This is a genomic window from Microbacterium azadirachtae (assembly GCF_025583665.1).
GTDB lineage: Bacteria > Actinomycetota > Actinomycetes > Actinomycetales > Microbacteriaceae > Microbacterium > Microbacterium azadirachtae.
In genome coordinates this window covers 1,945,765-1,972,123 of the sequence record NZ_CP099706.1, presented here as the reverse complement: position 1 = coordinate 1,972,123, position 26,359 = coordinate 1,945,765, and the positions used below count along the sequence as shown (strand labels likewise).

General features: G+C 70.7%; 22 protein-coding genes, 1 tRNA gene and 1 other RNA gene. 14 read left to right on the top strand and 10 right to left on the bottom strand.

Annotated elements, in window-relative coordinates; translation table 11 throughout:
• Positions 1-53: 53 nt before the first annotated feature.
• The 5 genes from NFX31_RS09400 to NFX31_RS09380 all read right to left on the bottom strand — a co-directional run bounded on the left by NFX31_RS09400 (position 54) and on the right by NFX31_RS09380 (position 6,252).
• Positions 54-1,052 (bottom strand): beta-ketoacyl-ACP synthase III, encoded by a 999-nt coding sequence (locus NFX31_RS09400; protein ID WP_045250085.1) that lies wholly within the window; start codon positions 1,050-1,052, stop codon positions 54-56.
• The gene (locus NFX31_RS09395) at positions 1,049-1,969 is read right to left on the bottom strand and encodes an ACP S-malonyltransferase (protein ID WP_262955563.1); all 921 of its coding nucleotides are present in this window, start codon (positions 1,967-1,969) and stop codon (positions 1,049-1,051) included. The genes NFX31_RS09400 and NFX31_RS09395 overlap by 4 nt, the downstream gene beginning before the upstream one ends.
• Positions 1,970-2,081: 112 nt before the next feature.
• The gene (locus tag NFX31_RS09390; RefSeq protein WP_045250087.1) at positions 2,082-3,296 is read right to left on the bottom strand and encodes a PucR family transcriptional regulator; all 1,215 of its coding nucleotides are present in this window, start codon (positions 3,294-3,296) and stop codon (positions 2,082-2,084) included.
• A 13-nt stretch (positions 3,297-3,309) separates the two neighbouring features.
• On the bottom strand, positions 3,310-6,033 hold the full coding sequence (gene aceE, locus NFX31_RS09385; RefSeq protein ID WP_262955561.1) for a pyruvate dehydrogenase (acetyl-transferring), homodimeric type: 2,724 nt from the start codon (positions 6,031-6,033) through the stop codon (positions 3,310-3,312).
• A gap of 146 nt (positions 6,034-6,179) precedes the next feature.
• Positions 6,180-6,252, bottom strand: a tRNA-Val gene (locus NFX31_RS09380).
• Between the two features lie 42 nt (positions 6,253-6,294).
• Between NFX31_RS09380 and NFX31_RS09375 the strand changes: the two genes are divergently transcribed.
• Positions 6,295-7,425: an aminotransferase class V-fold PLP-dependent enzyme gene (locus NFX31_RS09375; protein ID WP_262955560.1), complete on the top strand. Its 1,131-nt coding sequence runs from the start codon at positions 6,295-6,297 to the stop codon at positions 7,423-7,425.
• Between the two features lie 25 nt (positions 7,426-7,450).
• Here the strand turns inward: NFX31_RS09375 and NFX31_RS09370 are convergent, their stop codons facing one another.
• On the bottom strand, positions 7,451-9,589 hold the full coding sequence (locus NFX31_RS09370) for a copper-translocating P-type ATPase (RefSeq protein ID WP_420847407.1): 2,139 nt from the start codon (positions 9,587-9,589) through the stop codon (positions 7,451-7,453).
• A 70-nt stretch (positions 9,590-9,659) separates the two neighbouring features.
• Here NFX31_RS09370 and NFX31_RS09365 point away from each other — a divergent pair, with 70 nt between their 5' ends.
• Both NFX31_RS09365 and NFX31_RS09360 read left to right on the top strand, forming a co-directional pair.
• Positions 9,660-10,064, top strand: coding sequence for a YchJ family protein (locus NFX31_RS09365; protein WP_045250090.1), 405 nt, complete (start codon positions 9,660-9,662; stop codon positions 10,062-10,064).
• 48 nt (positions 10,065-10,112) lie between these two features.
• Positions 10,113-10,868, top strand: a complete 756-nt coding sequence (locus NFX31_RS09360; RefSeq protein ID WP_262955559.1) for a zinc ribbon domain-containing protein — start codon at positions 10,113-10,115, stop codon at positions 10,866-10,868.
• A 30-nt stretch (positions 10,869-10,898) separates the two neighbouring features.
• Here NFX31_RS09360 and NFX31_RS09355 read toward each other — a convergent pair whose 3' ends face one another.
• Positions 10,899-11,738, bottom strand: a complete 840-nt coding sequence (locus tag NFX31_RS09355; RefSeq protein WP_045250092.1) for an aldo/keto reductase — start codon at positions 11,736-11,738, stop codon at positions 10,899-10,901.
• Positions 11,739-11,886: 148 nt separating this feature from the next.
• Between NFX31_RS09355 and NFX31_RS09350 the strand changes: the two genes are divergently transcribed.
• The gene (locus tag NFX31_RS09350) at positions 11,887-13,617 is read left to right on the top strand and encodes a bifunctional 3'-5' exonuclease/DNA polymerase (RefSeq protein ID WP_045250093.1); all 1,731 of its coding nucleotides are present in this window, start codon (positions 11,887-11,889) and stop codon (positions 13,615-13,617) included.
• A 12-nt stretch (positions 13,618-13,629) separates the two neighbouring features.
• Positions 13,630-13,983, top strand: an RNA gene (gene rnpB / locus NFX31_RS09345) — RNase P RNA component class A.
• Positions 13,984-14,059: 76 nt separating this feature from the next.
• Here rnpB and ppgK read toward each other — a convergent pair.
• The gene (gene ppgK / locus NFX31_RS09340; protein WP_045250094.1) at positions 14,060-14,803 is read right to left on the bottom strand and encodes a polyphosphate--glucose phosphotransferase; all 744 of its coding nucleotides are present in this window, start codon (positions 14,801-14,803) and stop codon (positions 14,060-14,062) included.
• 66 nt (positions 14,804-14,869) lie between these two features.
• Between ppgK and NFX31_RS09335 the strand changes: the two genes are divergently transcribed.
• From NFX31_RS09335 to NFX31_RS09305, 7 genes are all read left to right on the top strand, one after another.
• Positions 14,870-15,115, top strand: a complete 246-nt coding sequence (locus tag NFX31_RS09335) for a hypothetical protein (RefSeq protein WP_045250095.1) — start codon at positions 14,870-14,872, stop codon at positions 15,113-15,115.
• Positions 15,116-15,120: 5 nt separating this feature from the next.
• Complete coding sequence (locus NFX31_RS09330) at positions 15,121-16,458, top strand: glutamine synthetase family protein (RefSeq protein WP_045250096.1); 1,338 nt, start codon at positions 15,121-15,123, stop codon at positions 16,456-16,458.
• Between the two features lie 12 nt (positions 16,459-16,470).
• Positions 16,471-19,452, top strand: coding sequence for a bifunctional [glutamine synthetase] adenylyltransferase/[glutamine synthetase]-adenylyl-L-tyrosine phosphorylase (locus NFX31_RS09325; protein WP_262955557.1), 2,982 nt, complete (start codon positions 16,471-16,473; stop codon positions 19,450-19,452).
• Positions 19,453-19,498: 46 nt separating this feature from the next.
• Positions 19,499-20,422, top strand: a complete 924-nt coding sequence (locus NFX31_RS09320; protein ID WP_262955556.1) for a diacylglycerol/lipid kinase family protein — start codon at positions 19,499-19,501, stop codon at positions 20,420-20,422.
• Between the two features lie 88 nt (positions 20,423-20,510).
• Positions 20,511-20,693, top strand: coding sequence for a hypothetical protein (locus tag NFX31_RS09315; RefSeq protein WP_139168251.1), 183 nt, complete (start codon positions 20,511-20,513; stop codon positions 20,691-20,693).
• Positions 20,694-20,772: 79 nt separating this feature from the next.
• On the top strand, positions 20,773-21,624 hold the full coding sequence (locus tag NFX31_RS09310) for a transposase (RefSeq protein ID WP_262955555.1): 852 nt from the start codon (positions 20,773-20,775) through the stop codon (positions 21,622-21,624).
• Between the two features lie 161 nt (positions 21,625-21,785).
• A complete protein-coding gene (locus tag NFX31_RS09305; protein ID WP_262955554.1) occupies positions 21,786-22,448 on the top strand; it encodes a hypothetical protein in 663 nt (220 codons plus the stop codon).
• Between the two features lie 104 nt (positions 22,449-22,552).
• Here the strand turns inward: NFX31_RS09305 and glnA are convergent, their stop codons facing one another.
• A complete protein-coding gene (glnA, locus tag NFX31_RS09300; RefSeq protein ID WP_045250101.1) occupies positions 22,553-23,977 on the bottom strand; it encodes a type I glutamate--ammonia ligase in 1,425 nt (474 codons plus the stop codon).
• 162 nt (positions 23,978-24,139) lie between these two features.
• Here glnA and NFX31_RS09295 point away from each other — a divergent pair, with 162 nt between their 5' ends.
• Entirely contained in the window at positions 24,140-24,568 is a 429-nt protein-coding gene (locus NFX31_RS09295) for an RDD family protein (RefSeq protein WP_262955553.1), read from the top strand.
• A 7-nt stretch (positions 24,569-24,575) separates the two neighbouring features.
• Here NFX31_RS09295 and NFX31_RS09290 read toward each other — a convergent pair whose 3' ends face one another.
• The gene (locus NFX31_RS09290) at positions 24,576-25,067 is read right to left on the bottom strand and encodes an ATP-dependent zinc protease family protein (protein ID WP_045250103.1); all 492 of its coding nucleotides are present in this window, start codon (positions 25,065-25,067) and stop codon (positions 24,576-24,578) included.
• A gap of 17 nt (positions 25,068-25,084) precedes the next feature.
• Here NFX31_RS09290 and NFX31_RS09285 point away from each other — a divergent pair, with 17 nt between their 5' ends.
• Complete coding sequence (locus NFX31_RS09285; protein ID WP_045250104.1) at positions 25,085-26,281, top strand: RimK family alpha-L-glutamate ligase; 1,197 nt, start codon at positions 25,085-25,087, stop codon at positions 26,279-26,281.
• Positions 26,282-26,359 lie beyond the last annotated feature (78 nt).

The window sequence follows — 26,359 nt, the reverse complement described above, 5'->3', positions numbered from 1 at the left end:
TCTATGGGGTGGTTTCGGAACCGGTGAACAGTCTAGGAGTCGGCGGGCCCCGGTCAGGGGAGCACGACCACCTGCGCGCCGAACACGAGACCGGCGCCGAAGCCGATCTGCAGGGCCAGGCCGCCGCTCAGCTCGGGGTGCTCGGCCAGCAGACGGTGCGTGGCGAGCGGGATGGACGCGGCAGACGTGTTGCCGGTGGTCTCGATGTCGCGGGCGATGATGGTCGTCTCCGGCAGCTTCAGCTGCTTCGCGAACTCGTCGACGATGCGCATGTTCGCCTGGTGCGGGATGAAGGCGGCGAGGTCGGATGCCTCGACTCCCGCCTGCTCGAGGGCCTGCTTGGCGACCTTCGCCATCTCCCAGACGGCCCACCGGAACACGGTCGGACCCTCCTGGCGGAGCGTCGGCCACGGCGCCTTGCCGTCGCGGAACTCGGTGAGGGTGTGGTTCATGCCGACGGCGTCGGCCTTCGATCCGTCCGAGCCCCACACCGTCGCGGAGATGCCGGGGGTGTCGCTCGGGCCGATCACGACGGCGCCCGCCCCGTCGCCGAGGAGGAAGGAGATGCTCCGGTCGGTGGGATCCACGATGTCGGAGAGCTTCTCCGCGCCGATCACGAGGGCATGACGGGCCGCTCCGGCACGGATCAGCGCGTCGGCCTGGGCCACCGCGTAGGCGTAGCCGGCGCATGCGGCGTTGATGTCGTAGGCCGCGGCGGGGTTCGCGCCCACGCGGTCGGCGACGATCGCTGAGACGGAGGGCGTCTGCTTGGGGTTGCTGATCGTCGCGACGATGACCACGTCGATGTCGGACGCGGCCACGCCGGAGCGCTCGATGGCCTCCGCGGCCGCGGCGGTCGAGAGGTCGATCGCATCGGTCTCGGGGACCGCGCGGGTGCGCGTGACGATGCCGGTGCGCTGCCGGATCCACTCGTCGCTCGAGTCGATCGGGCCGATGAGGTCTTCGTTGGGGACGGCGTTCTCGCCGCGCGCGGCGCCGACGGAGTAGATGCGCGTGTAGGCGGGGCCGGTGGCCTGCTTGAGTGTGGTCATGCTGCTTCTCCGTTCAGCAGCGCCACCGCCGCGTCGAGGTCTTCCGGGGTCTTCACGGCGACGGCGGGGACGCCCCGGAGGCCGCGCTTGGCGAGCCCTGTGAGCGCGCCTGCCGGCGTCAGCTCGATCAGGCCGGTGATGCCGTTCTCGGCGAACGACGCCATGCACAGGTCCCAGCGCACGGGGGAGGAGACCTGCGTCACGAGGTTCTCCAGTGCCGTGGCGCCGTCGGCGAGCACGGAACCGTCCTTGTTGGTCCACAGGGTCACGCGGGGATCGGCCGGCACGACGTCCGCCACGGCCTCGCGCAGAGCGGCGACGGCGGAGGACATGTAGTCGGTGTGGAACGCTCCGGCCACCTGCAGCGGGATCACCCGGGAGCCGCGCACCGGCGACTCCGCGAGGGCCGCGAGGGCGGGCAGCGCGCCCGCCGCGACGATCTGACCGCCGCCGTTGTAGTTGGCGGGCGTGAGGTCGAGATCGGCGAGGAGCGCGAGCACCGCCTCCTCGTCACCGCCGAGCACGGCGCTCATGCCGGTCGGCGTCTTGGCGGCGGCGTCGGCCATGGCGCGGCCGCGGATGCCCACGAGACGCATGGCGGTCGGCGCGTCGATGACGCCGGCGCCGACCACCGCGGCGAACTCGCCGACGGAGTGCCCGGCGATGCCGTCCGCCGCGCGCCCGGCGCGCTCGCGCAGGGCCTTCTCCGCGACGAGCGACGCGGCCACGATGAGCGGCTGCGCGATGCGCGTGTCGCGGATGGTGTCCGCGTCCGACAGCGTCCCGTGCTCGATCAGGTCGACCTGGGCGGCCTCCGAGTAGGCGGCCAGGTCTTCGGCGACGCCGTCGAGCTCGAGCCAGGGGGAGAGGAAGCCGGGGGTCTGGGAGCCCTGTCCTGGGCATGCGAAGACGATCACGTTCCCAGTCTGCCAACGATCGGCCGGATTCGGTGGCTCAACCCTCACAAGAATCCGGAAATCGGTTGTTCGCGATCCACAGATCGCGGGCGGAACGGACTCGGGACCCCGATCAGCGGGGGCGACGCGGACGCAGCCCGCGGCGGACCGGATCCGCCGTGCCGATCGTGCCGAGCACGAGGGCCGTCTGCAGGATGAACGCCTCGCGGGGACCGGTCGCGTCCCAGCCGATCACCTCGCTGATCCGCTTGAGCCGATAGCGCACCGTGTTCGGGTGCACGAACAGCTCCCGGGCGGTGGCCTCGAGGGAGCGGCCGTTGTCGAGGTAGCTCCACAGCGTCGTCACGAGATCGCTGGAGTGGTCGTTCAGCGGCCGGAAGACGCGCTCGATCAGGGTCAGCTTCGCCAGCGGGTCGCCCGCGATCGCGCGCTCGGGCAGCAGCTCGTCGGCGTCCACAGGACGCGGCGCGCCCCGCCACGCGCGCGCCACGGCGAATCCGGCCAGGGCCGCGCGGGCGCTCTGCCCCGCATCCACGAGTGCCGCCACGGCGGGGCCGACCACGACATGCCCGGGGCCGAACGACGGCTCGAACGTGCGGGCGATCTCGGCGAACGAGAACTCGTCCGCGTCGTCGTCCTCCGCCGTCGCCGGCTTCGCGCGTCCCACGACCAGCACCAGGCGGGATCCCTGCACGCCGATGAGCACGTCGACCGCCAGTTTGCGGGCCGTGCGGCGCACCTGATCGACGTCGAACTGCGGCGGAGTCGTGCCGACGATCACGCACACCTCGCCGTGACCGTGCCAGCCGAGCGCCGCGATGCGGCTGGGCAGCTCCTCATCGGCCTCGCCGGTGAGGATCGAGTCGACGACGAGGGCCTCGAGGCGCGCGTCCCACAGTCCGCGGGCCTCGGCCGCGCGGGCGTACACGTCGGCGGCGGCGAAGGCCACGTCGCGCGAGTACAGCAGGATCGCGTCGCGCAGATGACGTCCCTTGCCGGCGACCCGCTCCTCGGTCACCTCGACCGTGACCCGGATGAGCTGCAGGGTCTGCTGCAGGCTCACGCTGCGCAGCAGCTCGCGCGGGGCAGCGGCGAAGATGTCGGCGGCGATCCAGGGCGTCGACGTCGGATCGTCGTACCACTGGATGAAGGAGGTGATGCCCGCCTGCGCCACCAGCCCGACGGCGGAGCGTCGGGCCGGCGGCATCTCGGCGTACCACGGCAGCGAGTCCTCGAGACGCTGCAGGGTGGCCGTGGCGAGATCACCGGAGATCCGGCGCAGCCACGCCAGCGTCTCCTCCTTGGTCATCTCAGGGGGTCGGCTCATCGTGCTGCGCGGGTCAGCTCTCGCCGCCGGCGTTGCCGCTGGTTCCCGCGTTCACGTTGTACAGGTCGTACTTCGAGATCGCCTGGCCCACGACCGAGCGGTCGATGCGGCCCTGGTCGGCCAGCGCCTGCAGCGCGCGGACCACCATCGACGGGCCGTCGATCTTGAAGAACCGGCGGGCGGCGGCACGGGTGTCGGCGAAGCCGAAGCCGTCGGCGCCGAGCGTGTAGTACGCGCCGGGGACCCACTGGCGGATCTGGTCCTGCACGGCGTGCATGTAGTCGCTCGTCGCGATGAACGGGCCCTGCGCATCCTTCAGCTTCTCGGTGAGGTAGGCCGTGCGCGGCTCCTCCTCCGGGTGCAGGAAGTTGTGCTCGTCGGCGGCGAGGCCGTCGCGGCGCAGCTCGGTCCACGAGGTGACCGACCAGACGTCCGCCGACACGCCCCAGTCGGCGAGCAGCAGCTCCTGGGCCTCGACGGCCCACGGCACGCCCACGCCCGAGGCGAGCAGCTGCACGCGCTCACCTTCGCCGGACCCGACCGACACGCGGTGCAGACCCTTGCGGATGCCCTCGACGTCGACGTCCTCCGGCTCGGCCGGCTGACGCATCGGCTCGTTGTAGACCGTGAGGTAGTACATGACGTCGGGGTCGGGGTGAGTGCCGCCGTACATCCGCTCGATGCCGTCCTGCACGATGTGTGCGACCTCGTAGCCGTAGGCCGCGTCGTACACGAGCGTGGCCGGGTTGGTCGAGGCGAGCAGCGGCGACTGGCCGTCGGCGTGCTGGGTTCCCTCACCGGTCAGCGTGGTGCGGCCGGCGGTGGCGCCGATGATGAAGCCGCGGGCCATCTGGTCGCCTGCGGCCCAGAAGGCGTCGCCGGTGCGCTGGTAGCCGAACATCGAGTAGAAGATGTAGATCGGGATCAGCGGCTGTCCGTGCGTCGCGTAGGCGGTCGACGTCGCGGTGAACGCGGCGGCGGCTCCCGCCTCGTTGATGCCGACGTGCATCAGCTGGCCCTGCGGGCTCTCCTTGTACGCGAGCAGCAGCTCCCGGTCGACCGAGGTGTAGTTCTGGCCGTTCGGGTTGTAGATCTTCGCGGTCGGGAAGTACGCGTCCATGCCGAACGTGCGCGCCTCATCCGGGATGATCGGGACGATCCGCTCGCCGAAGCCCTTCACCCGCATGAGGTCCTTGACCATGCGCACGAAGGCCATCGTCGTGGCGACCTCCTGGTTGCCCGAGCCCTTCTTCGGCAGCGCGTAGTCCTTGTCCTGCGGGAGCTCCAGCCCGACGTGCGTGGTGCGCCGCTCGGGCAGGAAGCCGCCGAGGTCGCGACGGCGGTCCAGCATGTACTGGATCGTCTCGTCGTTCTGCCCCGGGTGGTAGTACGGCGGGCGGTACGGGTCGGCCTCGAGCTGCGCGTCCGAGATCGGGATATGCATGGTGTCGCGGAACAGCTTGAGGTCGTCCAGCGTCATCTTCTTCATCTGGTGGGTCGCGTTGCGGCCCTCGAAGTGCGGACCGAGGCCGTAGCCCTTGACCGTCTTCGCCAGGATGACCGTGGGCTGGCCCTTGTGCTCCATGGCCGCCTTGTAGGCCGCGTACACCTTGCGGTAGTCGTGGCCGCCGCGACGCAGGTGCCAGATGTCGTCGTCGGAGTAATCCTTGACCAGGGCCAGCGCGCGCTCGTCCCGGCCGAAGAAGTTCTCGCGCACGTAGGCGCCGGACTCCGCCTTGAACGTCTGGAAGTCGCCGTCCGGGGTGACGTTCATGAGGTTCAGCAGCGCGCCGTCGGTGTCACGGGCGAGCAGGTCGTCCCACTCGCGGCCCCAGACCACCTTGATGACGTTCCAGCCCGCTCCGCGGAAGAAGCTCTCCAGCTCCTGTACGATCTTGCCGTTGCCGCGCACCGGGCCGTCGAGGCGCTGCAGGTTGCAGTTGATCACGAAGGTCAGGTTGTCCAGACCCTCGTTCGCGGCAACCTGAAGCTGGCCGCGCGACTCGACCTCGTCCATCTCGCCGTCGCCGAGGAACGCCCACACGTGCGAGTCGTTCTGCTTGATGCCGCGATTGGCCAGGTACTTGTTGGTCATCGCCTGGTAGATCGCGTTGATCGGGCCGAGGCCCATCGATACGGTCGGGAACTGCCAGAACTCCGGCATCATCCGCGGGTGCGGGTAGGACGGCAGGCCGTTCGGCGCGCCGGACTTCTCCTGGCGGAACGCGTCGAGCTGCTGCTCGGTGATCCGGCCCTCGAGGAAGCCGCGGGCATAGGCGCCGGGGGAGGCGTGGCCCTGGTAGAAGATCTGGTCGCCGCCGGAGGGGTGGTCCTGGCCGCGGAAGAAGTGGTTGAAGCCGACCTCGTACAGCGAGGCGGCCGAGGCGTAGGTCGAGATGTGTCCGCCCACGCCGATGCCCGGGCGCTGCGCGCGGTGCACCGTGATCGCCGCGTTCCAGCGGATCCAATGGCGGTACCGACGCTCGAGCTCCTCGTCACCCGGGAAGGCGGGCTCGTTCTCCGGGGCGATCGTGTTGATGTAGTCGGTGGTCGGAACCATCGGCACGCCCAGGTGCAGGTCCTTGGAGCGCTTCAGCAGGCTGAGCATGATCTCGCGGCCGCGGCCGTGACCCTTCGCGCCGACGAGCTCGTCGAGCGATTGCTGCCATTCGCTGGTCTCTTCGGGATCGCTGTCGAGCGGGCCCTGGGAGTACGGATCCTGGTCGTGAACAGTCACAGGAGGCCTTTCGTCTGTCTGGCAGGTCTTGCCAACGAAATCGGGATGCGTCGCGGGGGAGGCTTGTCGACTCCGCACAAGAGCGCGCGTCTGTCAGCCTAGCCCCGATCGGGATGCGCGGGTGCACGCGGTGACGAGCATCGAGGTGCGCCCAGAGAGACTCGAACTCCCGACCACATCGGTGTAAACGACGTGCTCTACCAACTGAGCTATAGGCGCGTGCCCTCCAGCCTAGCGGGGCCGGTGTGCCAGGGTGGGGCCATGGACCTTCCGCACGACGATGTCGATCCCGACGGCCTGCTGGAGTACTCGGTCGTCTTCACGGACCGCTCCCTCAACCACATGTCCGCGCGGTTCGTCGCGGTCATGCAGGACATCCAGGCCGACCTGCGCGCCGCGTACGGTGCGACCACGACCGCGGTGGTGCCCGGCGGCGGGACGTATGCGATGGAGTCCGTCGCACGCCAGCTCGCGACCGGGCGGCGCTGCCTGATCGTCCGCAACGGGCTGTTCTCCTATCGCTGGTCGCAGATCCTCGAGGCCGGCGACATCGCCCGCAGCACGGTCGTGTGCACAGCCCGTCCGGACTCGGACGACGTGCAGGCGGCCTGGGCGCCGGCACCGATCGACGAGGTCGTCGCCGCGATCAGGGCCCAGCGCAGCGACGTCGTCTTCGCACCGCACGTCGAGACCGCCGCAGGCATCCTGCTGCCCGACGACTACGTGCGGACTCTGGCCGAGGCCGTGCACCAGGTCGGCGGTCTGCTGGTGCTCGACGCGATCGCTTCCGGCGCGCTCTGGGTCGACATGGCGGCGCTCGGCGTCGACGTGCTGATCTCGGCACCTCAGAAGGGGTGGAGCGGATCCCCGGGCGCCGGGTACGTGATGCTGAACGAGGCGGGCCGGGATGCGGTGAGCTCGCGGACCTCCTCGAGCTTCGCGCTGGATCTGGCGAAGTGGCTCTGGATCTCGGAGGAGTACCGCGATGGCAGGGCGCCGTATCACGCGACCATGCCCACGGACACGCTGCGGCACAACGCCGTCCTGATGGCCGAGACGCGCGAGCGCGGGTTCGAGGCGCTGCGCTCCGCCCAGTGGGACCTGGGCACCAGGGTGCGTGCGCTGCTGGCGGAGCGGGGGCTGCCGTCGGTCGCCGCGGCGGGGTTCGCCTCGCCCACCGTCGCGGTGGTGCACACATCGGATCCCGGTCTGCGCACGGGAGCCCGATTCCGCGAGCAGGGGCTCCAGATCGCGGCCGGCGTGCCGCTGCACTGCGGCGAGCCCGAGGCGTTCTCCACGTTCCGGATCGGATTGTTCGGACTCGACAAGCTGGCCGACGTGGACGGCACGGTGCAGCGGCTCGCCGGCGCGCTGGACCGGATCGGGCGCTGAGCCCGGTCCGGTCGTCCGCGCGCGCTCAGCGCCTGGACGCGGTGACGCTCTCGGGGCGCAGGTCCAGCCGGCGCAGGAGCTGCGCGTTGAGCGCGACGACCACGGTGGACGCCGACATGAGGATCGCTCCGACCGACATCGGCAGCAGGAAGCCGATGGGCGCGAGCACGCCCGCGGCGAGCGGGACCGCGAGCAGGTTGTAGCCCGCCGCCCACCACAGGTTCTGCCGCATCTTGCGGTAGGCCGCCCGGGAGAGCTCGATCGTCGCGACCACGGAGCGCGGATCCGAGCTCGCGAGCACGACTCCGGCGGATCCGATCGCCACATCCGTCCCCGCGCCGATCGCGATGCCGACATCGGCCTTGGCCAGCGCTGGAGCATCGTTGACGCCGTCGCCCACCATTGCGACGACCTGGCCCGAGGACTGCAGCTCGGCGACGCGCGCCGACTTGTCCTCGGGGCGCACTCCGGCGAAGTAACGCGGGATGCCCAGGTCCGCGGCCACGCGTGCCGCGACCGTCTCGGCGTCGCCGGTGATCATCACCACGTCGATCCCGCGCTGCTGCAGGGCGCGCACGGCGGTGCGGGACTCCTCGCGGATCGCGTCGGCGAGACGGAGCGCTCCTGCGACGGCGCCGTCGATCAGCACGTGCAGGATGATCGCCCCCTCGGCGCGCCAGTCCTCGGCGGCGGCCAGCTCCGCGACGCCGGCGCGCTCGAGCAGCGCGGGCCCGCCGACCTCGACGACCCGCCCGGCGACGACGGCGCGGACGCCCAGCGCCGGCTCGGAGCGGAAGTGCGAGGAGTCCGCCGGCGCGAGTCCCCGGCTCTCCGCGGCCGAACGGATCGCCGCTGCCAGCGGGTGCTCCGAATCGGTCTCCGCCGCCGCGGCGGCGGCCAGCACGTCGTCCTCGGTGAAGCCGGCGGCCGTGGAGATCCCGGTCACCGCGGGTGCACCCTCGGTGAGCGTGCCCGTCTTGTCGAACAGGACGGCGTCGACCTGGCGCATCCGCTCCAGTGCCATGCGATCGGTGACCAGGATCCCGCCGCGGGCGGCGCGCTCGGTCGCGATCGACACGACGAGCGGGATGGCGAGGCCGAGCGCATGCGGGCAGGCGATCACGAGCACGGTGATCACGCGGACGACCGCGGCGTCCGGAAGGCCCAGGGCCGTCCAGGCGACCGCGGTGACGACACCCGCAGAGAGTGCGAACCAGAACAGCCATCCCGCCGCGCGGTCCGCGAGCCGCTGCGCGTGGGAGGAGGACGCCTGCGCGTCGGCGACCAGGCGCCCGATGCCGGCCAGGGCGGTGTCGTCGCCGATCGCGGTCACGCGGGCGCGCAGGGCCGAATCGGTGGCGATGGTCCCGGCGACGATCGTGTCGCCCACGGTGCGGGCGACGGCACGCGATTCGCCAGTGATCATCGACTCGTCGACGTCGGCGGATCCCTGTACGACCGTCGCGTCGGCGGGGACCCGTCCGCCGGGACGGATCAGGACGACGTCGCCGACGCGGAGCTCGGCGGGGGAGACGGCCTCGACATCGTCGCCGACGACGCGCTCTGCGGTGTCGGGCAGGAGCGCTGCGAGCGAGTCCAGCGCCGAAGTGGTCTGCGCGAGAGAGCGCATCTCGATCCAGTGCCCGAGCAGCATGATCACGATCAGCAGTGCGAGCTCCCACCAGAAGTCGAGCTCGTGGTCGAGGATCCCGAGGGTCGCACCCCACGAGGCGACGAAGGCGACCGTGATCGCCAAGGCGATGAGCAGCATCATGCCTGGACGGCGACCGCGGAGCTCGCCGACGGCCCCGGTCAGGAACGGACGACCTCCCCACACGTACAGCACCGACCCGATGACGGGCGGAATCGCTCGCAGCACCAGCAGATCCGGGATCCGATACCCGATGAGCATCGCGAACATGGGGGAGAAGGCGACGACCGGAAGGGCGAGGACCAGCATGATCCAGAACAGGCGGCGGAACTGGCCGACGTGGTCGCCGTGGCCGGCATGACCGCCGTGAGCGGCGTGGCCGCTGTGGTCGCCGTGGTCGCTGTGAGCGGTGTGCTCGTGTTCCCTCGGCATGGCGTCGTCGTGCTCCGGACGACGATCGTGCATCGCGGAGTGGTCGACGGTGTGGCCTGCGTGCGGGCTTCGTTCATCCATGATGGGCCCAACCATATACCCCTAGGGGGTATTCCTGAAGGGCTTCCTGAAACCGAATAGGCTGAGCGCGATGGACGAGGCAGGGAAGACGGCGCGCGGTCTGCAGCGATGCCCGTGCGGCAGCGGCGACATCCTCGACGCCTGCTGCGGACCGATCCTCGGCGGCCGCCCGGCGCCGACCGCCGAGCGGCTGATGCGGTCGCGGTACACCGCGTTCGCGCTCGGCGATGCCGGGTACCTGCTCCGCTCCTGGCACGCCTCCACGCGGCCGGCCCGGCTCGAGCTCGATGCCGATCTGCGCTGGCTGCGCCTCGACATCCTCGCGACCATCGGCGGCGGACCGTTCGACAGGGAGGGTGTCGTCGAGTTCGAGGCGATCCACCGCGATCCGCTCGCACGCGGCGTCCTCCATGAGCGCAGCAGGTTCGTGCGCGAGGGCGGGCAGTGGTTCTACCTGGACGGCGACGTCTCCTGAGAGGCTCCGGCTCACGAGGGGGCGTCCCGCTGGCGTAGGTTTGAGGGCGTGAAAGCCAACCCCGCGCACCAGCTCGTGCTTCTCGACATCGCCGACATCGACCGCCGCATCCTGCAGGCCGACTACGCGCGCACGCACCCGGCGCAGGGAGAGCGGATCAACGAGCTCGCAGCGCAGCGGCAGGGGCAGCTGCGCGAGCTGACGGCGCTCTCCGGCGCCCGCGACGACGTGCAGGTCGAGCTGAAGCGCCTGGAGTCCGACGTCGCTCTCGCGGCGCAGCGCCGTGACCGCGACGCCGAGCGGCTCGCCGCCGCGCAGAACCCGAAGGACGCGGTCGCCCTCGAGCAGGAGATCGCGAGCCTCGTGCGCCGGATCAGCGACCTGGAGGACGCGGAGCTCGAGATCATGGGCCGGTTGGAGGAGGCCGAGGCCGCGGTCGCGGCTCAGCAGGCGCTCATCGACGAGACCGTGGCCGAGGGCACCCGGCTGACGGCCGAGGCAAAGGCTCTGATCGCGGCCGCGACGACCGAGAGCGAGCAGCTCGCGCGCGACCGCACGGCGCTCGTCGATTCCGTCTCTCCGTCGCTGATGGCGGAGTACCAGCGGCGCGTCGGCCGCACCGCGGGAGCCGCGCTGCTGCGTCGCGCCACCTGTGAAGGGTGCCGGATGGTGCTCTCGGGCACCGACCTGAACGTCATCCGGCAGGCTGCCGACGACGACGTGGTGTTCTGCCCGGAGTGCGGCTGCATCCTGATCCGCACGGAGGAGTCCGGGCTCAAAAGCAGCGCTCCGGCCGCCGACTGATCGGGCTCCGGCCCGCGGATCGCGGGCGGCTCAGAACTCTTCGTGGGTCGCCGGATCGGCGCCCCAGAGGCGGCCGTCCGGTCGGCCGAGCGCGGTGATGGCGGCCACCTCCTCCGCGCCCAGGCGCACCTGGGCGGCGGCGAGGTTCAGCGCCTGATGCTCGGCAGTCGCCGCCTTCGGGATCGCCACCACGCCGCGGGCGGCGTGCCACGCCAGCACCGCCTGTGCCGGCGTGATCCCGTGGGCCGAAGCGACCTGGACGAGGGCGGGGGCCTCGAGCACGTCGCCCGCGCGGCCGAGTGGGCTCCATGCCTCGGTGATGATGCCGTGCGCACGGTGGTAGGCGAGCGCCTCGTCCTGAGGGAAGCGGGGATGCAGCTCGATCTGGTTCACGACGGGCCGCACGCCGGTCGCGTCCTCGATGCGCTCCAGGTGATCCGGGAGGAAGTTCGACACGCCGATCTCGCGCACCAGGCCGCGGTCGCGCGCCTCGACCAGCGCCTGCCAGGCCTCGACGTAGGTGTCCCGCCGCGGCAGTGGCCAGTGGATGAGGAATAGATCGATCGCGTCGAGCCCGAGTCGGAATCGGCTCTCCTCGATCGCGTCGAGCGCCTGCGCCCTGGCGTGGTGGCGTCCCGCGAGCTTCGAGGTCACGATGAGCTCGGTGCGATCGACGGCGGCGCCCGAGATGCCCCAGCCGACGGCGCCTTCGTTCTCGTAGTTGAACGCCGAGTCGATCAGGCGGTAGCCGGTCTCGATCCCACTGCGCACGGCGTCGGCGCCGGCTTCGCCGCGGAACCCGTAGGTGCCGAGGCCCTGCGCCGGCAGGGTGAAGCCGTTGTGGGCGGTGAAGGGCGATGCATCGGACATGGGGGTCTCCTCTCCGGTGCTTCCACGCTAACCGCCGTCGTCCGGGGTCGCCCAAGGTCCGCGATACATGCCGACACAACCCGGCGGGGTCCTGCGCGTACGGCCGCTGTGTCGTGCGGGGAGCGCGCGAGGGCGTAGATTCGAATGCATGATCGAATCGGCCGCCGTGCACGAGGTCGTGCTGGGGCGGTCCGCACGGTCGGGCCACTGGCGACTGCTCGGCTTCGGAACGGACGGTGCGTCCCGGGGCGAGGCAGAGGTCGCCGCCGACGACCTGCACGGCGTCCTCGCCGAGATCGAGGAGGCGGCGAAGCCGCGCTGGGTGGTCCGGAGCCTTCGTGAGGTCTACCCGCCGCTGCTGGCGGCGGGGATCCGGATCCGGCGCGCGCACGATCTGCTGCTGTGTCACGCGATCCTCCGCGACACGGCGAGCCTCCGCGAGCCGCTGGCCGCGTCGTCCCGGTGGGTGCGCGCGGATCCGCTCACGATCCCGATCTCCTCGCCCGGTCTGTTCGACCTGAGCGACGTGTCGGCGTCGACCGCCGCCGAGGAGCCCGCAGAGATCGACGAGCTGCTCGCCGAGTACGCGCGCCAGCGGGAGGCGCTGCGCCGGGCGCCGGACGGGCGTCTCGCACTGCTCTGCGCCGCCGAGTCGACCGGTGCTCTCGTCGCCGAGGAGATGACGGCGGCGGGCCTGCCGTGGAGCACGGCGGTGCACGAGGGCCTTCTCGCCGAGGCGCTCGGCCCGCGTCCCGTCCCGGGTGCGCGTCCGGCGCGGATGGCCGAGCTGGCCGTGACGATCGCGACGACCCTGGAGGATCCGTCCCTGAACCCGGACAGTCCGCCGCGGCTGCTGAAGTCCCTGCGACGGGCCGGGATCCTCGTCGACTCGACGTCGCGCTGGGAGCTCGGCGAGGTCGAGCATCCGGTCGTCGAGCCCCTGCTCGCGTACAAGAAGCTCGCCCGCCTGTATTCGGCGAACGGCTGGCAGTGGCTGTCCGAGTGGGTGCGCGATGAGCGGTTCCGCCCGGTCTATCTGACCGGGGGCGTCGTGACGGGGCGCTGGGCCTCCAGTGGCGGGGGAGCGCTGCAGATCCCGCGGAGCCTGCGGCCGGCGGTGCGGGCGGACGAGGGCTGGGCGCTCGTGTGCGCCGACGTCGCCCAGCTCGAGCCGCGCGTGCTGGCCGCGATGTCGAAGGATCGGGCGATGGCCGCCGCGGCCCGGGGAGCCGACCTGTACGAGGGCGTGGTGCGCTCGGGCGCGGTGCAGACCCGGCAGGAGGCGAAGTACGCCGTGCTCGGTGCGATGTACGGCGCGACGACCGGCCCCAGCGGCCGCCTCGGCCCGCGCCTGCGCAGCGTCTTCCCGCGGGCGATGGCGCTCGTCGACGGGGCCGCCAGGACCGGCGAGGACGGCGGCGTCGTCTCGACGCTGCTCGGACGCAGCTCACCGCGCCCGGATGCGGCGTGGACGGCGGCGCAGTCCCGGGCGAGCGATCCCGAGGCGGATGGCGCGGACGAGCGCACGGCCCGCAGCCGGGCACGCGACCGCGGACGCTTCACGCGCAACTTCGTCGTGCAGGGGACTGCGGCGGAGTGGTCGCTGCTGTGGCTGGCGGAGATCCGCCATCGGCTGAGCGCGCTGCCCGAGGCCGCCGTGCCGGCGACTGGATCGGGGCCGGTGTTCGGCCGCAGAGCGCATCTCGCCTTCTTCCTGCACGACGAGGTGATCGTGCACACGCCCGCAGAGCTCGCCGAGGAGGCTGCGCGCGCGGTGCGGGAGTCGGCGGAGGCCGCCACCCGTCGGCTGTTCCCCGGTTTCGAGATCGACATCCCCCTCGACCTGCGCATCGCGGAGGATGCCGGCAAGGCCTCGTAGACTGGGGGAGAACGGGTCGGCCGGACGGTCGCGTGGCGGGAGACCGCCCCGAGGAACGTCCGGGCTCCACAGGGCAGGGCGGTGGGTAACACCCACCCGGAGCAATCCGCGAGAAAGTGCCACAGAGAGAAGACCGCCCCGCAAGGGGTAAGGGTGAAAGGGTGGTGTAAGAGACCACCGGGGGCCGTGGTGACACGGCCCGCCAGGTAAACCTCGCCCGGAGCAAGGCCAGACAGGGGATGATGACGCGGCCCGCCGAGTCCCCGGGTAGGCCGCTGGAGCGGCGCGGCAACGCGTCGCCGAGAGAGATGACCGTCGAAGGGGCTCGCCCCGGAACAGAACCCGGCGTACAGGCCGGCCCGTTCCCCTGCATGAAGAAGGCCCGGATCCCCTGCGAAGCGGATCCGGGCCTTCTCTCTGGGAGCGCCCGTCGAGGGCGGCCTCAGTCGGCCGCGAGCGAGGCGGCGCCGATGATGCCGGACGAGTTGCGGTGGATCGCCGCGACGATCGGCGTGTTCAGGTCGAGCAGCGGCAGGAACTTCTCCGGGTGCTTGGACACGCCGCCGCCGACCACGAACAGGTCGGGGCTGAACAGGAACTCGACGTGCGAGAAGAAGTCCTGCAGGCGTGCGGACCACTCCTCCCAGTCGAGCTCGTCCCGCTCCATGGCGGAGTACGCGGCCCACTTCTCGATCGACTCGCCGCGGAAGTCCAGGTGGCCGAGCTCGGTGTTCGGGACCAGGACGCCGTCGTAGAGGAAAGCGGATCCGATTCCGGTGCCGAGCGTGGCGAGGATCGTGAGCCCGCGGGCGTCGCGGGCGGCGCCGTGCCGGCTCTCGGCGACACCCGCGGCGTCGGCGTCGTTCACGAAGGTGATCTGGCGGCCCAGGCCGTCCTCGAAGAAGCGCTCGGCCTCGAAGCCGATCCAGTCCTTCGCGACGTTCGCGGCGGACAGCGTGCGGCCGTGCTTCACGATCGCGGGGAAGGCGACGCCCAGGGGCAGCGTCGAGTCCTGCACGCCCAGCGTGGTGAGCACCTCCTTGACGGTGGCCAGCACATCCGCGGGCTTGGCGCCCTTCGGAGTGGGGATCCGGATCCGGTCAGAGTCGAGGGTGCCGTGCTCGAGGTCGACGATTCCCGCCTTGATGCCGGTGCCGCCGATGTCCACGCCGATCGCTTTTGCCATGCGCAACAGCCTAGCGAGAGGCGGACGCCCCAGTAGGATCGTGACAAGCACACAGGAGGAGCAGCGATGAGCGACGCGCAGCGCGACGACAAGTACGACGGCGAGGACTTCGGCGACGAGAAGTACTGGTTCAACAGCAAGACCGGCCAGGTCGAGCACGGCATGCTGTCCTCCTCGCTCGACCGCATCGGCCCGTTCGACACCGCTGCCGAGGCGGCCCGCGCGCCGCAGGTGCTCAAGGAGCGTTCGCGGCTCTGGGCTGAGCAGGACGCCGCGGAGGACGACTGGGGCGGGGCGGACGGCACTCGATGAGCGGGATGGACAAGCAGCGCGACTTCGTGCTGCGCACCATCGAGGAGCGGGGCGTCAAGTTCATCCGGCTCTGGTTCACCGATGTCATCGGCACCCTGAAGTCGGTGGCGATCGCGCCGGCCGAGGTCGAGGGCGCGTTCGCGGAGGGCATCGGTTTCGACGGATCCGCGATCGAGGGGCTCACGCGCACGTTCGAGTCCGACCTGCTCGCGCAGCCGGATCCGACCACGTTCCAGATCCTGCCGTGGCGCGGTGAGATCGACCCGACGGCGCGCATGTTCTGCGACCTCACCACTCCGGACGGTCGCCCGGCCGTGGCCGACCCGCGGCACGTGCTCAAGCGGACCCTCGCCAAGGCGGCGGACGCGGGCTTCACGTTCTACACGCATCCCGAGATCGAGTTCTACCTGCTGAAGTCGTCGCAGTTCGGGCCGGAGGGCCCGGTGCCGGTCGACTCGGCCGGCTACTTCGACAACGTCCCCGGCGGCACGGCGCACGACTTCCGCCGTCGTTCGGTGCGGATGCTCGAAGACCTCGGCATCTCGGTGGAGTACAGCCACCACGAGGGCGGTCCCGGCCAGAACGAGATCGACCTCCGATACGCGGATGCGCTCACCACGGCGGACAACATCATGACGTTCCGCACCGTGGTGAAGGAGGTGGCGATCGAGCAGGGCGTCTATGCGACGTTCATGCCGAAGCCGCTGAGCAACCACCCGGGAAGCGGCATGCACACGCACATGTCGCTCTTCGAGGGCGACCTGAACGCGTTCTACGAGGAGGGCGCGAAGTACCAGCTGTCGCGCACCGGACGGCAGTTCATCGCGGGTCTCCTGCGGCACGCCAACGAGATCTCCGCGGTCACGAACCAGTTCGTCAACTCGTACAAGCGGCTGTGGGGCGGGGACGAGGCGCCGAGCTTCGTCACGTGGGGGCATGCGAACCGCTCCGCGCTGATCCGGGTGCCGATGTACAAGCCGAACAAGGGCCAGTCCACCCGCATCGAGTACCGTGCCCTCGACTCCGCGACGAACCCCTATCTCGCGTACGCGCTCATGCTCGCCGCGGGACTCAAGGGAATCGAAGAGGGGTACGAGCTGCCGCCCGAGGCCGAGGACAACGTGTGGTCGCTGAGCGATGCGGAGCGCCGCGCGCTCGGCTACGCGCCGCTGCCGGCGAGCCTCGACCACGCGCTCGAGTACATGGAGGAGTCCGAGCTCGTGGCGGAGACCCTCGGCGAGCAGGTCTTCAACTACGTGCTGCTCAACAAGCGCAGGGAGTGGGAGCAGTACCGCGGTCAGGTCACGCCGTTCGAGCTCAAGAGCAACCTCGAGCTGCTCTGATCGGGGCGCCGCGTGCCCCGGTTCGATGACTCGCTCTCGCTGTCCGCGCTCGCCCGCCTGGGCTTCGTCGGGCTGTCCGCAGCCTCGGCCGGCCTGGGAGAGCTCGCGGAGATCGCGGGGGTCCCCCCGGCCGGTCTGATCGCGGGGCTGCGCAGCGCCGACCCCGATGAGGCGCTGGCCGGGCTCATCCGCGTCGGTCGTCGTGATCCTGCGGCGGTCGCCGCGGTGCTCGGCGATCCGGACGCCCGGGCGAGGGCGTGGGCCGTGTTCGGCGCCTCGCCCGGTCTGGGCCGGTTCTTCGAACGCCGTCCGGAGGAGCTCGCACTGCTGCGCAGTGCGCCGGCCTGGCTCCCTACCGCCGATGAGCTGCGGGCCGGGCTGCTCGCCGCCGTGGGCGCGACGGAGGGCTACGCCGCGACCGGGGACGCGGACGCTCGGATCCGCCTGCGCATCGCGTATCGCCGCGCCGTGGTGCGGATCGCGGTGTGGGACCTCTCGACGACCGACCCGGTCGAGGCGGTCGCCGCGGTCGCATCGGCCCTCGCGGACGCCGCGTCGGCCGCCCTGGAGGCCGCCCTCGCCGTCGCGCGCACCGCCGTCGCGGGAGCGTCGGAGGACTCGCGCCGAGAGGTCTCGTCCACCCGGCTGGCGATCATCGGCATGGGAAAGACCGGGGCGCGCGAGCTCAACTACGTGAGCGACGTCGACGTCATCTACGTCGCCGGCAGCGCCGACGAGGAGCTGCTTTCCGAGAGCCGGGCGATCGACCTCGCCACGCGCCTCGCCCGCGAGACGATGCAGGTGCTCTCCGGGATCGAGGCCGAGCCGCCGCTCTGGGAGGTCGACGCGGCGCTGCGCCCCGAGGGTAAGCAGGGCGCCCTGGTGCGCTCGCTGGCCTCGCACGTGGCGTACTACGACCGCTGGGCGAAGAGCTGGGAGTTTCAGGCGCTGCTGAAGGCCCGGGCCATCGCCGGCGATCCCGACCTCGGTCGCGACTACATCCAGGCCGTCCAGCCGAAGGTGTGGTCGAGCGCCGCGCGCGAGGACTTCGTCGGGAGCGTGCAGCGCATGCGCGAGCGCGTCACCGACCACATCGCGCCGGAGGACGTGCCGTACCAGCTCAAACTAGGCCCGGGTGGGCTGCGCGACATCGAGTTCACGGTGCAGCTGCTGCAGCTCGTGCACGGACTCACGGATCCGCAGATCCGCCCCCGGGGAACGCTCGAGTCCCTCGACGCGCTCGTCGACGGCGGCTACATCGGTCGCGCCGAGGCCGCGCTGTTCGGCCGCGACTACCGGGTGCTGCGCCTCATCGAGCACCGGCTGCAGCTGCGCGAGATGCAGCGCACCCACCTCGTTCCCCGCGAGGAGGAGGCGCTGCGCGTGCTCGGCCGGGCCACAGGGCTCGCCGACACCGCGGAGGGCATCCGGAGGGTCTGGGAGGACGTCCGTCGCGAGGTCCGCGATCTGCACACGCGCCTGTTCTACCGTCCGCTGCTGAGCGCGGTGGCGTCGCTCCCCGAGGAGGAGCGCACGCTCTCGACCGACCAGGCGCACGATCGTCTCGCCGCGATCGGCTTCCGCGACCCCGCCGGCGCGCTGCGGCACATCGGCGCCCTCACCACCGGTCTCAGCCGGAAGGCCACCATCCAGCGCCATCTGATGCCCGTGATGGTGCGCTGGTTCGCGGACGGGACGGACCCCGACTACGGCCTGATCGCGTTCCGGCGGATCAGCGAGCGCCTCGGCGACACGCCCTGGTTCCTGCGGATGCTGCGCGACTCCTCGGGAGCGGCGGAACGGCTGACGCGAGTGCTGTCGACCTCTCGCTACATCGGCGAGCTGATGGAGTGGATCCCCGAGTCCGTCGCGTGGCTGGACAGCACCGAGCAGCTGCGGCCTCGCCCGTGGCAGGCGCTGGACGAGGAGGCGCGTGCCATCCAGACCCGGCACGACACGATCCTGGACGCGATGCGTTCGGTGCGGGCGCTGCGGAGACGCGAGCTGCTGCGCACCGCGATGGGCGCCGTGCTCGACGTGCTCACGATCGACGATGTGGCAGTCGCCCTCACCGCGATCACCGAAGCCACGATCCAGGCGGCTCTGCGCGCGGTGCGCCGTGACGTGGTGCCGGTGGAGGACGACGCGCTGGACTTCTCGGTCATCGCGATGGGGCGTTTCGGCGGCGCGGAGCTGGGTTTCGGATCCGACGCGGACGTGCTGTTCGTGTACGACGCGAACGGCGTCGAGCCGCAGCGCGCTCAGCAGCTCGCGGCGCGCACGGTCGCCGGCCTCAGGGAGCATCTGACCGATCACCGTCTGCCGCTGGAGCTGGACGCCGATCTGCGCCCCGAGGGGCGCAACGGCCCTCTGGTGCGCAGCCTGGACGCCTACGCCGAGTACTACCGGCGCTGGTCGCTGTCGTGGGAGGCGCAGGCGCTGCTGCGCGCAAGAGGCGTGGCGGGCAGTCACAAGCTCATCGAGCGGTTCATGATGCTGGCCGACGGCGTGCGCTATCCGGAGGCGATCGACCTCGCGTCGTTGCGGGAGATCAAGCGCATCAAGGCGCGTGTCGAGGGGGAGAGGCTCCCGCAGGGCATGGATCCGCGGCGCCATCTGAAGCTCGGACCCGGCACGCTCAGCGACGTGGAGTGGCTGATCCAGATCGTGCAGCTGCAGCACGCGCACGCGGTGCCCGCGCTGCAGACGACCTCTACGCTCGCCGCACTCGACGTCGCGGTGGAAGCCGGCTTCGTCCCGGTGGATGCGGGGGAGCGGCTGCGCGAGGCATGGCGTCTGTCGAGCCGGCTGCGCTCGGCGATGACGCTGCTCAGCGGCCAGACCAAGGATGTGCTCCCGTCGGATCCCCGGGAGCTCGACGGCGTCGGCCGCATCCTCGGCTACCCCGATCGCTCGGCCGTCGCGGTCGAGGAGGAGTACCTGCGCGTCACGCGTCGCGCCCGCAAGGTGTTCGAGACGCTCTTCTACGGCTGACTGGCGGCGATTCGCCGTTCGCGCCGGGAGCAGGCAGGCTGGAGGCATGACGACGATCGGTGTGGTCCGCAATCCGGTGAAGCTCAGTTCCGAGGAGGAGGTGCGCGCGGCCATCCTGCGCGACGCTCCCGACGCCGACATCCGGTTCTACACGACGACGGAGGACGATCCGGGGCGTGCGATGGCACAGGACGCGGTCGAGGCGGGCTGCGAGCTCGTGCTGGCCGCCGGCGGTGACGGCACGGTCCGCGCGGTCGCGGCCGTGCTCGCCGGGACCGACAGCGCACTCGGGATCCTGCCGCACGGGACCGGCAACCTGCTCGCTCGCAACCTGGGCGTTCCCCTCGGCAGCACGGAGGCCGCAGTGGCGCACGCCCTGGCCGCCGAACCTCGCCGCATCGATGTCGGGACGATCGAGGTGACCGACGGCGACGACCGGGGTGAGCACGTCTTCGTGGTGATGGCCGGGCTGGGGCTCGATGCCCGCATGCTCGAGGAGACGGACGACGAGCTCAAGGCGAAAGCGGGATGGCTGGCCTACGTGAAGGCGCTGGGTGCGGCCGCGGCGGGGACCGAGCTCGTGCGGGCCTCGCTCTCCCTCGACGATGAGGAGGCGGACCACGCGCGGATCCACACGCTGATGATCGGCAACTGCGGCACGATCCAGGGAGGCATCACGCTGCTGCCCGATGCTGTCCCCGACGACGGCGAGCTGGATCTGCTGCTCGTCAGTGCCGACGGCGTGGCGGACTGGTTCGAGACCGTCCGCACCGTGGTCTGGGACAACGGGCTGCGCCGTCTGCTCGGCGGGGAGACCACGAGCACGGATGTCGTGCGCCATGCGTCGGCACAGCGGATCCGAGTCGAGCTGGAGGCGGCGCAGCCGTTCCAGATCGACGGCGAGGAGCACGGTGCCGTGCGCGCCTTCACAGCCGGCATCCGGCCCGGGGCACTGCTGGTCCGCGCATGAGCGTCTGCGTCGGCGGGCGCGATCTGCACACGTCGCCGGTGAACGCAAGCCCCTTCGCCGGCATTCGGGCGGCGGTTAGCGTGGCGGCATGAGCACGATGGATCCGGCGCCCGGCGCGCCTGCCCCCGCGGATGCCGACGGCGAGCGCGAAGCGGCCAGGCAGTGGCATCCGTACGTGCCCAGCGCCGAGGTGAAGGCGCGGATGGATGCTCTCGAGCGTCGTGCGGAGAAGCCGATCCCGATTCCGAGCTTCCCGCCGCTTTCCGCCTGATCCGCCCGAGCCGTCCTCGCGCCGACACCGATCGCGACGCGGGTTTGCGTGTCGGCGCCGCGGGGACGAACATCGCACTGTGACCGAGTTCGACAGCATCGCGGCGGAGCTGTATTCAGGCGCGCCGGGCGACTTCGTGTCCGCACGGGACGCCCGTGCGAAGCAGATCGCGGACGCCGACGTCGCGGCTCAGATCCGGGCGCTGCGGAAGCCAACGACAGCGGCCTGGGTCGTCAACCTGTTCGCGCAGGAGCGCGCGCAGCAGCTGCAGGAGGCGCTCCGGCTCGCCGCGGCGCTGCGCGAGGCGCAGGCCGATCTCGACGCGCAGACCCTGGCGAAGCTGGGCCGTGATCGACGCGCGCTGACCGGGCGGCTCGCCGAGGACGCGGCCGAGCTCGCCCGCGCGCGCGGAGGACGCATCACCGCCGCGACGCTCGACGCCGTCCAGCGGACGATCTCCGCGGCGTTCTTCGATCCGGGCGCGGCGGTCGCAATCGCCTCGGGGAGGCTGACGACCGAGCTCGACATCGGCGACGGCACGCCCCTGGATCCGTCCACCGTGGTCGCCGGCGACGTCGCGGACGCGCCTGCGACGCAGGAGCGCCCGGACGATGAGCTGGCCGCGATGAGGGAGCGCCGGCGGGCTCAGCAGGCGTTGAGGGAGGCGGAGCGTGCCCGGGACGCTGCGGAACGCGATCATGCCGCGACGCAGCGCGCGCTCGACGACGTGTCGCGACGCGCCGAGCGGATCGCGGCGCGCATCGACGAGCTCGAAGACCAGTTGAGGACCGCCCGGGAGAGCGCGCACGCCGTGGCCACGACTCTGACGGGAGCCGAGGCGGAGGAGCAGCGCGCGGCCGCCGAGCTCGCACGCCGCGAGACGGCTGTCGCGGAGGCGCGTGCAGCAACGGCCGGAGACGCGCCCGCCTGAGACGGTGCTCCCCGGCGCCGCCGCCGGGTGCCGCGGGGGAGCACACGTCTTCGTGTCGCGTAATAGATCCGCTCCTGTCGCATCTCTCACGATGCGAGCTTTCTCGCCCTGCCCCCTTGGGGGGGGGCTTGCACTGGGGAATCACACACTGGGGAGGGCTTATGCCCGCAATTGAAGAACTCGACGCGCCCGAACGGCGCGGCATCGATCGCCGCACGATCGTCAAGGGCGCCGCATGGGCGATGCCCGTGGTGGCGGCCGCGATCGCTGTGCCGAACGCGACGGCCTCCACGGCGTGTGCCGTGGCGGTGCCGGGCTGGCAGGCGTGGAGCAGCGGCACCACCGGCTCGTTCACCTCCGGCACCTGTGGCGGTCAGCAGCCTCAGGCCGACGGGAAGTGGTGGCAGTGGTGCGACGCGACCACGACGTCGAACTACACCCTCTCAAAGTGCACGACCGTCGCGATGGTCGCAGGCAAGACGTACTCGATCACGTTCACGACGCAGGCCAACAGGGGCAATCCCGCGCCCGATTCGCCGGCGAACCTCGTGCTCGCGATCGGCGGATCCCAGGTCTGGGCCGGATACACGGTCGGCACGACCGGCAAGAGCGCGAACCCGGGCGGGACCGACACGCACCTCCTGACCACGTCCGTGAACGGAAGCAACTACACCGACCAGACCTGGACGGTGCTCTACACGGCGCAGACGACCGGTGACGTCCTGGTCTGCTACACCTGGACGGCCTATCAGCGGACCAGTGCGAACGGGAACGTCTCGACCGACGACATCGGCACGTCGGTCCCGGCGATCAGCTGCACCTGAGCTCCGGCACGACCCGAGATCGTGTGCGCGGGGCCCGCACGCACGGAAGAACCCGCCTCAGCCCGGGGGAAGCTGAGGCGGGTTCTTGAGATCTCTCGGGATCCTTACACGCCGTAGTAGAGCTCGTACTCGTACGGGTGCGGGCGCTGGGCCATCGGGAGGATCTCCTTCTCGTACTTGTACGAGATCCAGGTCTCGATGAGCTCCTCGGTGAACACGCCGCCCTCGAGCAGGAAGTCGTGGTCGGCGCGGAGCGCCTCGAGCGAGTCCAGCAGGGAGTTCGGGACCTGCGGGATGTTCTTGGCCTCCTCGGGCGGGAGCTCGTAGAGGTCCTTGTCGATCGGCTCGAGCGGCTCGATGCGGTTGCGGATGCCGTCGAGGCCTGCCATCAGCTGCGCGGCGAAGGCGAGGTACGGGTTGCCCGACGCGTCCGGCACGCGGAACTCGATGCGCTTGGCCTTCGGGCTCGAGCCGGTGAGCGGGATGCGGATCGCGGCGGAGCGGTTGCCCGCGGAGTAGGCCAGGTTGACCGGAGCCTCGAAGTGCTTCACCAGGCGGTGGTAGCTGTTGAGGGTCGGGTTCGTGAAGGCGAGGACCGCGTGCGCGTGCTTGAGCAGACCGCCGATGTACCAGCGGGCGGTGTCGCTGAGCTGGCCGTAGCCGTTCTCGTCGAAGAACAGGGGCTTGCCGTCGAGCCAGAGGGACTGGTGCGTGTGCATGCCGGAGCCGTTGTCGCCGAAGAGGGGCTTCGGCATGAAGGTGGCGGTCTTGCCCCACTCCTCGGCCGTGTTCTTGACGATGTACTTGAACTTCAGGATGTCGTCGGCCGCGTGCACCATCGTGTCGAAGCGGTAGTTGATCTCCTGCTGACCGGCGGTGCCGACCTCGTGGTGCGAGCGCTCCAGGTGGAAGCCGGCGTCGATCAAGCGCAGGGTGATGTCGTCGCGCAGGTCGGCGGTCTTGTCCACCGGGGCGACGGGGAAGTACCCGCCCTTGAACGGCGTCTTGTTGCCGAGGTTGCCGCCCTCCTCCTCGCGACCGCTGTTCCACGCGGCCTCCTCGGAGTCGACCTTGTAGAAGCTCTCGCCCGCGGTCACCGAGTAGCGCACGTCGTCGAAGATGTAGAACTCCGCCTCGGGCGCGAAGTACGCGGTGTCGGCGATACCGGTGGAGGCCAGGTACTTCTCGGCCTTCTTGGCGACCTGGCGCGGGTCCTTGCTGTAGATCTCGCCGGTGCGCGGGTTGTAGATGTCGAACACCATGACGATGGTGCTCGCCTCGCGGAACGGGTCCACGTACGCGGTCGTCACGTCGGGGATGAGCTGCATGTCGGACTCGTGGATCGACGCGAAGCCGCGGATCGAGGAGCCGTCGAAGAGCTGGCCGTTGGTGAAGAAGTCCTCGTCGACCGTCGCGGCCGGGATGTTGAAGTGCTGCTGCACGCCGGGCAGGTCGGTGAAGCGGATGTCGAGGAACTTGACGTCATTGTCGCGGATGTACGCGAGCACGTCGGCGGGGGTGGTGAACATGCATCAACTCCTGGAGGAACGGGTGCGGTCGAGCGACCTGCAAGCAGGTTACGGGCGAGGGATGACGCGGCCGTGTCTGGAATGTTTCCGGCGTGTTACGTCCCGGGGGAGGGTGCGGCACACGCGTCGGGTGCTGCGCGCCGGCTCGCCTAGGCTGGAGGGATGTCCGACCCCGCGCAGACCTACCCCGGCGAACGACTCGGCCTCCCCAAGACCGGGTCCGGCAGCGTCGGACGTCTGGGACGCCGCGTCGCGGCCCTCGCGATCGACTATGCGGCGGCGACGCTGATCGCCAGCGCGTTCTTCGGCTTCCGCCAGTTCGACCTGCCCAAGGAAGCGGGGCTCACGCAGTTCGCGCCGATGATCGTGTTCGCGGTGCTGCAGATCGTGTTCATCCCGACCATCGGCGGCAGCCCGGGTCATCGGATCGTCGGGATGCGGCTCGTCATGATGAACGGCGGCTGGGTGGGGCTCTGGCGCCCGGTCGTGCGCACCGTGCTGCTCATCCTCGTCATTCCTGCCGTGATCTTCGACGCCGATCAGCGCGGCCTGCACGACAAGGCCGTCGGAACCGTCCTGATCCGGGCCTGAGCGCTCGTCAGACGGCGGCGTGGCCTCGGTTCAGACGCCGATACGTCTTGGGCGCCTTGCCCCCCAGGAACGAGCGCGCAGGATCGATCGTGAAGCCCTGGCGCAACGCCTCTCGGCCGATCAGCATCCGGAACCCCATCTCGCTGCGGTTGCTCAGGGTGACTTCGGCGGTGACCCTGTGGCCGACCAGCACGAGGTCGAGCAGCACGACGAGCCGGCTCTGGGCGTGTCCGGACGAGGAACGCACGTCGCGGCGGTCGAACACGGGCAGCTCCACGGGGACCAGCTCATGGGCGCCCTGCCACGGCCGCACGTCGAAGCGCACCCAGGCGACGCCGTCGCGCTCGAACTCGCGGATGTGCTGAGCGTGCAGCGAGGAACTGCGCGCCCCCGTGTCGACCTTCGCCTTGATCCAGGGGATCCCGACGTCGGGGAGGGACACCCACTCCCGCCACCCGATAAGGGTGCTTGAATGAGTAGGTCGGTCCACAACACACATCCTGGCAGGAAATCACCGTGAAGCTCGCCGTGCTCTCGCGCGCCCCGCAGTCGTACTCCACTCAGCGTCTCCGAACCGCCGCGACGCAGCGCGGCCATCAGGTCAAGGTGCTGAACACCCTGCGCTTCGCGATCGACCTCACGGCGGATGAACCGGATCTGCATTTCCGTGGTCGCCGATTGAGCGACTACGACGCGATCCTGCCGCGCATCGGCAATTCGATCACGTACTTCGGCACCGCGGTGGTCCGTCAGTTCGAGCAGATGGACGTGTACACGCCGAACACGGCGAACGGGATCTCGAGCGCCCGGGACAAGCTGCGCGCGAACCAGATCCTGTCCCGGCACAACATCGCGATGCCCCCCACGGCGTTCGTGCGGAACCGGGCCGACGTCCGTCCCGCCATCGAGCGGGTCGGCGGTGCGCCGGTCGTCATCAAGCTTCTCGAGGGCACGCAGGGGATCGGCGTGATCCTCGCCCCGCAGGTGAAGGTCGCCGAGGCGATCATCGAGACGCTGCACTCCACCAAACAGAACGTCCTCATCCAGAAGTTCATCGCGGAGAGCCGCGGTCGCGACATCCGTGCGCTCGTCGTCGGTGACCGTGTCGTCGCGGCGATGCGCCGGGTGGCGAACGGCGACGAGTTCCGCTCCAACGTGCATCGGGGCGGCACCGTCGAAGCTGTGCAGCTCGACCCGGTGTACGAGCAGACGGCCGTGCGCGCGGCGCAGATCATGGGCCTGCGGGTCGCGGGCGTCGACATGCTCGAAGGCGAGGACGGCCCGCTCGTGATGGAGGTGAACTCGTCTCCCGGGCTCCAGGGGATCGAGGCGGCCACCGGGCTCGACGTCGCCGGGGCCATCATCGACTTCATCGCGAACCAGGTCAACTTCCCCGAGATCGACGTCCGGCAGCGGCTGAGCGTGTCGACCGGCTACGGCGTCGCGGAGCTCGTCATCCATGCGGGCGCGGAGCAGGTCGGCAAGCAGCTCGGCGAGCTGGGCCTGTGGGATCGCGACATCACCGTGCTCACGCTGCACCGCGGCGTCACCGTGATCCCCAATCCGCGCAAGCACGTCGTGCTCGAGGACGAGGACCGTCTGCTCTGCTTCGGCAAGCTCGACGAGATGCGATCGATGATCCCGGAGCGCCGGCGCCGCCGGGCCAAGGTGCGCAAGCTCCCGAAGCAGCACCTGCCCGACTCCGTGGGCTGAGCATCGCCTCCGACGGGAACGACGAAGCGCCCGTCCCCGCGCATGAGCGGGGGACGGGCGCTTCTGTGTCAGGGAGGC